1 pseudogene is annotated in these 1,548 nt (G+C 62.7%); it reads left to right on the plus strand.

What is annotated here, in order from left to right:
* Positions 1-1,548, plus strand: a pseudogene (locus tag ACIOVB_RS27705) (type IV secretion protein Rhs); the annotation flags it as partial.

Genomic DNA, 1,548 nt, shown 5'->3' on the forward strand with positions numbered 1-1,548 from the left:
TTTGGTGGCCGTCGATTATCAGTCGTTTCAGTTGGCTGAATGGACGACTGAGCAAACCCTCGTCAGTTATCGCTACGACGCTTATCAACACCTGATCGAAGCGTGTAACGCCGTTGGCGACAGCGAGCGTTACGACTACGACGATCAGCACGTCATCCTCCAGCGTCAGTTGACCGGTGGCGCGAGTTTCTTCTGGGAATGGGAACGCGCCGGCAAGGCTGCACGATGCGTGCGCCATTGGGCGTCGTTCTCGCAGATGGACACCCGCTACGTCTGGGATGACAACGGCAGCGTCGCGGTGCATTACGTCGATGGCACCGAAGAAACCTACGTCCACGACGACCGTGCGCGGCTGGTGCGCAAGGTCGAGGCCGACGGTGGCGAGCACCTCAAGGCCTACGATGACGCGGGGCGTTTGATCGCCGAGCAGGATCCGCTCGGCGCCGTCACCGAATACCGCTACGACGACGTCGGACGCCTGATCGCGCTGCTTCCACCGGACGATGAGCCAACGTCCTACGAGTACCGCAACGGTTTCCTGCACAGCCGCTCTCGCGGCGAGGCGGTGTGGACGTACCGGCGCAATGCCCAGGGTGATGTTACCGAAGCGGTTGATCCCGACGGTCAGGTCACGCATTACCACTACGATGCGCGTGGGCAGTTGCTGTCGATCCGCTATCCGGACACCAGTCGGCATGTGCTGGTCTGGAACGCTCTCGGCCAGTTGGTTGAAGAAACCCTGCCCGATGGCGGTGTGCGGCGCTTTTCCTACGATGCGCTGGGGCGACGGAGCACGACTCAGGACGAACACGGTGCGCTCACGCGTCAGCACTGGGACGCCGTGGGCCGTCTGGTGCAGACGACGTTTCCTACAGGCGCGACGCGCGCCTACAGCTACGGCGCTTACAACCAGGTCACCGCCGAACGCGACGAACTCGGCCGCATCACCCGTTACGAGTATGACGACGACCTGCATCTGGTCAGCCGCCGGATCAACCCCGACGGCACGCGGGTGCAGTACCGCTACGACCATGCGCAGTTGCTGCTGACGGAAATCGAAAACGAGTCCGGCGAAAAGTACCGACTGGACTACACGCCGACCGGACTGATCCGACAGGAAACCGGCTTCGACGGGCGGCGCACGAGCTACGCCTATGACCTCAATGGTCACCTGCTGGAAAAAACCGAGTTTGGCGACGACGGCTCGACGTTGGTCACCGGATACGAGCGCGATGCCGCCGGCCGCCTGCTGGTCAAAACCCTGCCCGACGGGATCAAGGTCGAATACCGCTATGACCGCCTCGGCCGACTGACCGGCGTCGACGACGGTCAGAAGCATCCCCTGGCCTTCGAATACGACCTGCAAGACCGCCTGATCACCGAGCACCAGGGCTGGGGCACTTTGCGTTACGCCTACGACGCCTGCGGCCAGCTCAAACGCATGCGCCTGCCGGACAACAGCAAACTCGATTACCACCACGCCAAGGGTGGTGCGCTCAGAGCCATCGACCTCAACGGCGCGTCACTGACCCGCCACGTCTATCAGTC

Origin of the sequence: Pseudomonas sp. NPDC087639 (genome assembly GCF_044743385.1) — a bacterium.
Taxonomy (GTDB): Bacteria; Pseudomonadota; Gammaproteobacteria; order Pseudomonadales; family Pseudomonadaceae; genus Aquipseudomonas.